This window comes from Streptomyces sp. NPDC014861 (genome assembly GCF_043081625.1).
Lineage (GTDB): Bacteria > Actinomycetota > Actinomycetes > Streptomycetales > Streptomycetaceae > Streptomyces.
This window is the reverse complement of the sequence record NZ_JBIBWV010000041.1, coordinates 20,297-27,549: the sequence shown is the minus strand read 5'-3', so window position 1 is coordinate 27,549 and position 7,253 is coordinate 20,297. Positions and strand designations below refer to the sequence as shown.

Sequence of the window (7,253 nt, the reverse complement as noted above, 5' to 3'; positions counted from 1 at the left end):
GCATCCGACTCACCGTCCTCACCGACGACCAGGCCGCCTACATCGGCGTCCCCGTCGACGGCCCGTACAAGCCCGACCACTACCGCTACTGAGCCGTCCGACCACGAGGAGTGCCCATGTCCCGCCGCCTGTTCACCTCGGAGTCCGTCACCGAGGGCCACCCCGACAAGATCGCCGACCAGATCAGCGACACCATCCTCGACGCCCTCCTCGCCCAGGACCCGGCCTCCCGGGTCGCGGTCGAGACGCTGATCACCACCGGCCTCGTGCACGTCGCCGGCGAGGTGACCACGAAGGCGTACGCCGACATCCCGACGCTGGTGCGCCAGAAGATCCTGGAGATCGGCTACGACTCCTCGAAGAAGGGCTTCGACGGCGCCTCGTGCGGCGTCTCGGTCTCCATCGGCGCCCAGTCCCCGGACATCGCGCAGGGCGTGGACACCGCGTACGAGCAGCGCGTCGAGGGTGCCGCCCCGGGAGAGGAGGGCGACGAGCTGGACCAGCAGGGTGCCGGTGACCAGGGCCTGATGTTCGGCTACGCGTCGGACGAGACGCCCGAGCTGATGCCGCTGCCGATCCACCTGGCGCACCGGCTCTCCCGGCGCCTCACCGAGGTCCGCAAGAACGGGACGATCCCGTACCTGCGCCCTGACGGCAAGACGCAGGTCACCATCGAGTACGACGGTGACAAGGCCGTCCGTCTCGACACGGTCGTGGTCTCCTCGCAGCACGCCTCGGACATCGACCTCGACTCGCTGCTCGCGCCCGACATCCGCGAGTTCGTCGTCGAGCACGTCCTGAAGGAGCTCGTCGAGGACGGCATCAAGCTCGACACCGACGGCTACCGTCTGCTGGTCAACCCGACCGGCCGCTTCGAGATCGGCGGCCCGATGGGCGACGCCGGCCTGACCGGCCGCAAGATCATCATCGACACGTACGGCGGCATGGCCCGCCACGGCGGCGGTGCGTTCTCCGGCAAGGACCCGTCGAAGGTGGACCGCTCGGCCGCCTACGCGATGCGCTGGGTCGCCAAGAACGTCGTCGCCGCCGGCCTCGCCACCCGCTGCGAGGTCCAGGTCGCCTACGCGATCGGCAAGGCCGAGCCCGTCGGCCTCTTCGTCGAGACCTTCGGCACCGAGACGGTCTCCCCGGAGACGATCGAGAACGCCATCGGCGAGGTCTTCGACCTCCGTCCGGCCGCGATCATCCGCGACCTCGACCTCCTCCGCCCGATCTACTCCCGGACCGCCGCCTACGGCCACTTCGGCCGCGAGCTACCCGACTTCACCTGGGAGCGCACCGACCGCGTCGGCGCCCTGCGGAACGCGGCGGGTCTCTGACGTGCGCACCCCCGACTTCCCGCACGAGAGAGCGCTCACCGCCCCGCCCCGTCGGGTGCGGCGGTGAGCGCGCGGTCGGAGGCCCTGCGCGAGGCGCTCGCCACCCGGGTGGTGGTGGCGGACGGCGCGATGGGCACCATGATCCAGGCGCAGGACCCGACGCTGGACGACTTCGCACAGCTGGAGGGGTGCAACGAGATCCTCAACGTCACCCGGCCGGACATCGTGCGCGCGGTGCACGAGGAGTACTTCGCGGCGGGCGTCGACTGCGTGGAGACGAACACGTTCGGCGCGAACCACTCCGCCGCGAACGAGTACGAGATCGCGGACCGGATCTTCGAGCTGTCGGAGGCCGGGGCCCGCGTCGCCCGCGAGGTCGCGGACGAGTTCACGGCCGCCGACGGGCGCCGGCGCTGGGTCCTCGGCTCCATCGGCCCCGGCACCAAGCTGCCGTCGCTCGGCCACGCCCCGTACGACGTCCTGCGCGACGGGTACCAGCAGAACGCCGAGGGCCTTCTCACCGGCGGCTCCGACGCGCTGATCGTGGAGACCACCCAGGACCTCCTCCAGACCAAGGCTTCCGTCATCGGCGCCCGTCGGGCGATGGACGCCCTCGGTGTCCACGTGCCCCTGATCTGCTCCCTCGCCTTCGAGACCACCGGCGTCATGCTGCTCGGCTCGGAGATCGGGGCCGCTCTGACGGCCCTGGAGCCGCTGGGCATCGACATGATCGGCCTGAACTGCTCGACGGGCCCGGACGAGATGAGCGAGCACCTCCGCTACCTGGCCCGGCACTCCCGCACACCCCTGATGTGCATGCCGAACGCCGGCCTGCCGGTGCTGACCAAGGACGGCGCGTACTTCCCGCTGGGCCCGGAAGGCCTGGCGGACTCCCAGGAGTCGTTCGTCCGTGAGTACGGCCTTTCCCTGGTGGGCGGCTGTTGCGGTACGACGCCGGAGCATCTGCGTCAGGTGGTGGAGCGGGTGCGGGGTCTCACGCCTGCGGTGCGTGATCCGCGTCCGGAGCCGGGTGCGGCGTCGCTGTACCAGACGGTGCCGTTCCGGCAGGACACCTCGTACATGGCGATCGGGGAGCGGACGAACGCGAACGGGTCGAAGAAGTTCCGCGAGGCCATGCTGGAGGCCCGGTGGGACGACTGCGTGGAGATGGCGCGGGACCAGATCCGCGAGGGCGCCCACATGCTCGACCTGTGTGTCGACTACGTGGGCCGCGACGGTGTGGCGGACATGGAGGAGCTGGCGGGGCGTTTCGCGACCGCGTCCACCCTGCCGATCGTGCTGGATTCCACCGAGGTGGAGGTCCTGCGGGCGGGTCTGGAGAAGCTGGGGGGCCGGGCGGTCATCAACTCGGTCAACTACGAGGACGGCGACGGGCCGGAGTCCCGCTTCGCGAAGGTCACCCGGCTGGCGCAGGAGCATGGTGCGGCGCTGATCGCTCTGACGATCGACGAGGAGGGCCAGGCCCGCACGGTCGAGAACAAGGTGGCGATCGCGCAGCGTCTGATCGGTGATCTGACCGGCAACTGGGGGATCCACGAGTCGGACATCCTCATCGACACGCTGACGTTCACGATCTGCACGGGTCAGGAGGAGTCCCGCAAGGACGGGATCGCGACGATCGAGGCGATCCGGGAGCTGAAGCGGCGCCACCCCGACGTGCAGACGACGCTGGGTCTGTCGAACATCTCCTTCGGTCTGAACCCGGCGGCCCGGATCCTGCTGAACTCGGTGTTCCTGGACGAGTGTGTGAAGGCGGGTCTGGACTCGGCGATCGTGCACGCGTCGAAGATCCTGCCGATCGCGCGGTTCGACGAGGAGCAGGTCACGACCGCTCTCGATCTGATCTACGACCGGCGTGCGGAGGGTTATGACCCGCTGCAGAAGCTGATGGCGCTGTTCGAGGGCGCGACGGCCAAGTCGCTGAAGGCGGGCAAGGCGGAGGAGCTGGCGGCGCTGCCGCTGGAGGAGCGGCTGAAGCGGCGGATCGTCGACGGGGAGAAGAACGGCCTGGAGGCCGACCTCGACGAGGCCCTGACCACCACCCCGGCCCTGGACATCGTCAACAACATCCTCCTCGACGGGATGAAGACGGTCGGTGAGCTGTTCGGCTCGGGCCAGATGCAGCTGCCGTTCGTGCTGCAGTCCGCCGAGGTGATGAAGACGGCGGTGGCGCATCTGGAGCCGCACATGGAGAAGACGGACGCGGAGGGCAAGGGCACCATCGTCCTCGCCACGGTCCGCGGTGACGTCCACGACATCGGCAAGAACCTCGTCGACATCATCCTGTCCAACAACGGCTACAACGTCGTCAACATCGGCATCAAGCAGCCCGTCTCCGCCATCCTGGAGGCCGCCGAGGAACACGCCGCCGACGTCATCGGCATGTCCGGTCTCCTGGTCAAGTCCACCGTGATCATGAAGGAGAACCTGGAGGAACTGAACCAGCGCGACCTGGCCGCCAAGTACCCGGTCATCCTCGGCGGCGCCGCCCTCACCCGGGCCTACGTCGAACAGGACCTCCACGAGATCTACCAGGGCGAGGTCCGCTACGCCCGCGACGCCTTCGAGGGCCTGCGCCTGATGGACGCCCTGATCGCGGTGAAGCGCGGCGTCCCCGGGGCCGTACTGCCCGAACTGAAGCAGCGGCGGGTGCCGAAGCGGGAGACACCTCTGGAGGTACGGGAGCCGGAACCGGCCGGCCGCTCCGACGTCGCCACCGACAACCCCGTCCCCGAACCCCCCTTCCTCGGCACCCGGGTGGTCAAGGGCATCCCGCTGAAGGACTACGCGTCATGGCTGGACGAGGACGCGTTGTTCAAGGGCCAGTGGGGGCTGAAGCAGAACCGGGCCGGTGACGGGCCGTCGTACGAGGAGCTGGTGGAGAGCGAGGGCCGGCCGCGACTGCGGGGCTGGCTGGAGCGCCTGCACACCGAGAACCTGCTGGAGGCGGCCGTCGTCCACGGCTGGTTCCCGTGCGTGTCCAAGGGCGACGACCTGATCATCCTGGACGAGGACGGAGGCGAGCGGACCCGCTTCACCTTCCCCCGCCAGCGCCGCGGCCGGCGCCTGTGCCTCGCGGACTTCTTCCGTCCCGAGGAGTCCGGCGAGACCGACGTCGTCGGACTCCAGGTGGTGACGGTCGGTTCCAGGATCGGCGAGGCCACCGCAGAGCTCTTCGCCGCCGACGCCTACCGCGACTACCTCGAACTCCACGGCCTCTCCGTGCAGTTGGCGGAAGCCCTGGCCGAGTACTGGCACGCCCGGGTACGCGCCGAGTGGGGCATCGGCGGCGCCGACCCGACCGGCATCGACGGCATGCTCCGCACCGAGTACCAGGGCTGCCGCTACTCCCTCGGCTACCCCGCCTGCCCCGACCTGGAGGACCGCGCCAAGATCGCCCATCTCCTCCGGCCGGAGCGGATCGGTGTGCACCTCTCCGAGGAGTTCCAGCTCCACCCCGAGCAGTCCACCGACGCCCTCGTCCTCCACCACCCGGAGGCGAGCTACTTCAACGCCCGCTGAGCGGGCGCTCTCCGCCCGTGGCAGCGGTGAGGGGCCGGCGCCCGTGTCGCCGGCCCCTCACCGTGTTCCGGGTCCGCGCTAGGCGCCGGCGACGCCCAGGTAGCGCCGCAGGTGCTCGCCGGTCAGCGATCCCGTCGAGGACAGGAGCTCCCGCGGCGTCCCGGTGAAGACGATCTCGCCGCCGCCCTTGCCGCCCTCGGGCCCCAGGTCGATGATCCAGTCGGCTTCCTTGACCACGTCGAGGTTGTGCTCGATGACCACGACGGTGCTGCCCTGGTCGACCAGGGTGTCGAGGAGCCGCACCAGGGTGGCCACGTCCGACATGTGCAGGCCCGTGGTCGGCTCGTCCAGCACATAGACGCTGCCCGGCCGGTTCAGCTGGACCGCCAGCTTGATGCGCTGGCGCTCGCCGCCGGACAGCGTGCTCAGCGCCCGCCCGATGGTGAGGTAGCCGAGGCCGACCTCCACGAGGGAGCGGATCCGGTCCCGCAGGGCCTTCTCCTCGAAGAAGGCGACCGCTTCCTCCGCGGACATCTCCAGGACGTCCGCGATGGACCTGCCGCGCACGGTGTGCGCGAGGACCTCGTCCTTGAAGCGCCGGCCGTCGCAGGTCTCGCAGTGCACGGTGACCGGGTCCATGTACGCGATCTCGGTGATGACCGCGCCCCTCCCCTGGCAGTCCTCGCACGCGCCGGCGGAGTTCGCGCTGAACAGGCCGGGGGCGGCGTTGTTCGTCTTGGCGAACAGCTTCCGCAGCGGGTCCATCACACCGAGGTAGGTGGCGGGCGTGGAGCGGGAGGAGGCGGCGATCGGCGACTGGTCGACGAAGATCGACTCGGGGTGGGCGGTCATGAACGCCTCGGAGACGAGGCTGCTCTTTCCCGAGCCCGCGACGCCCGTGACGACGGTGAGGACACCGGTCGGGACGTGGACCGACACGTTCTTGAGGTTGTGGACGGAGGCGCCCTCGATCGCCAGCTTGCCCCGCGGCTCACGGAACCGGGTGCGCGGCTCGGCGGCGGCGCGCAGCCCCTGCCCGGTGAGCGTGTCGGCGGCGCGCAGCTCTTCGTAGGAGCCCTGGAAGACGATCTCGCCGCCGTGGACGCCGGCGCGCGGACCGACGTCGACGACGTGGTCGGCCATCGCGATCACGTCGGGGTCGTGCTCGACGACGAGGACCGTGTTGCCCTGGTCGCGCAGGGAGCGCAGCAGGTCGCCGAGCCGGCCGACGTCGCGGGGGTGCAGGCCGGTGCTGGGCTCGTCGAAGACGTACGTCATGCCGGTGAGGGTGCTGCCGAGGTGGCGGACCAGCTTGAGCCGCTGCCCCTCGCCGCCGGAGAGCGTGGTGGTGGCCCGGTCCAGGCTGAGGTAGCCGAGGCCGATGTCGGCGACGCGTTCCAGGGCGGTGCGGGCCGCGGCGGCGATCGGTCCGGCCACCGGGTCGTCGATGCGGCCGATCACGCCGATGAGGTCGCCGATCTCCATCCGGCACCAGTCGGCGATCGAGAGCCCGTCGATGCGGGTGGCGAGCGCCTCGGGGCCCAGGCGGGCGCCGTCGCAGGCCGGGCACCGCTGCTCGGTGATGAAGGCCGCGATGGCCTCGCGGTTCTTCTCGCTCATCGTGCTGACGTCCCGCTTGAGGTTGAGGCGGGTGACGCGGTCCACGAGTCCCTCGTAGTTCACGTCGAGGGAGCTGTTCTTCGTCGTGAGGCGCACCTTCGGCCCGCCGCTGCCGTGCAGGAGGGTGTGCCACTCCTCGGGCGTGTAGTCGGCGAGGACCTTCGCCGGGTCGAGCCGCCCCGAGGTCGCGTACAGCTGCCACTCGGGGCTGCCCACCCGGTACCAGGGCACCAGGATGGCGCCCTCGTCGAGGGACCTCGTCCGGTCCACGACCCGGTCGGGGTCGATGCGCTGCACGTTCCCCAGGCCCTCGCACTCCGGGCACATGCCCTTGGGGTCGTTGAAGGAGTACAGGGAGACGAGGCCCTTGGACGGGGTGCCGTGGCGCGCGAACAGCGCCCGGATCATCGAGTAGATGTCCGTCATCGTGCCCACCGTGGAGCGGCTGTTGCCGCCCACCGGCTTCTGGTCGACGATGACGGGGGCGGAGAGGTTCTCGATGGCGTCGGCGTGCGGCCTCTCGTACTTCGGCAGCTGGTTGCGGACGAACCAGCTGTAGGTGGAGTTCAGTTGCCGTTGCGCCTCCACGGCGACGGTGTCGAAGACGAGGGACGACTTGCCCGAGCCGGAGACGCCGGTGAACACCGTGAGGGTGTTCTTCGGGATCTCCAGGGAGACGTCCTTGAGGTTGTGCTCGCGCGCGCCGACGATCTTGATGGTGTGTGATTCGCCCATAGCGGCACGCTAGGG

Annotated in this window: 4 protein-coding genes; 3 read left to right on the top strand and 1 reads right to left on the bottom strand. The window is 70.0% G+C overall.

From position 1 onward, the window contains the following. From ACF1BN_RS37425 to metH, 3 genes are all read left to right on the top strand, one after another. On the top strand, nt 1–92 hold a 92-nt coding region (locus tag ACF1BN_RS37425), incomplete at its 5' end, for an adenosylhomocysteinase (RefSeq protein WP_392336072.1). A 24-nt stretch (nt 93–116) separates the two neighbouring features. Further along, nucleotides 117–1,340: a methionine adenosyltransferase gene (gene metK / locus ACF1BN_RS37420; protein ID WP_392336070.1), complete on the top strand. Its 1,224-nt coding sequence runs from the start codon at nt 117–119 to the stop codon at nt 1,338–1,340. Nucleotides 1,341–1,403: 63 nt separating this feature from the next. Next, a complete protein-coding gene (metH, locus tag ACF1BN_RS37415; RefSeq protein ID WP_392336069.1) occupies nt 1,404–4,883 on the top strand; it encodes a methionine synthase in 3,480 nt (1,159 codons plus the stop codon). A 78-nt stretch (nt 4,884–4,961) separates the two neighbouring features. Here the strand turns inward: metH and ACF1BN_RS37410 are convergent, their stop codons facing one another. Continuing rightward, nucleotides 4,962–7,238 carry an ATP-binding cassette domain-containing protein gene (locus ACF1BN_RS37410; protein ID WP_392336068.1) on the bottom strand — a complete coding sequence of 759 codons (2,277 nt, stop codon included), beginning with the start codon at nt 7,236–7,238 and terminating at the stop codon, nt 4,962–4,964. Nucleotides 7,239–7,253: the final 15 nt, after the last annotated feature.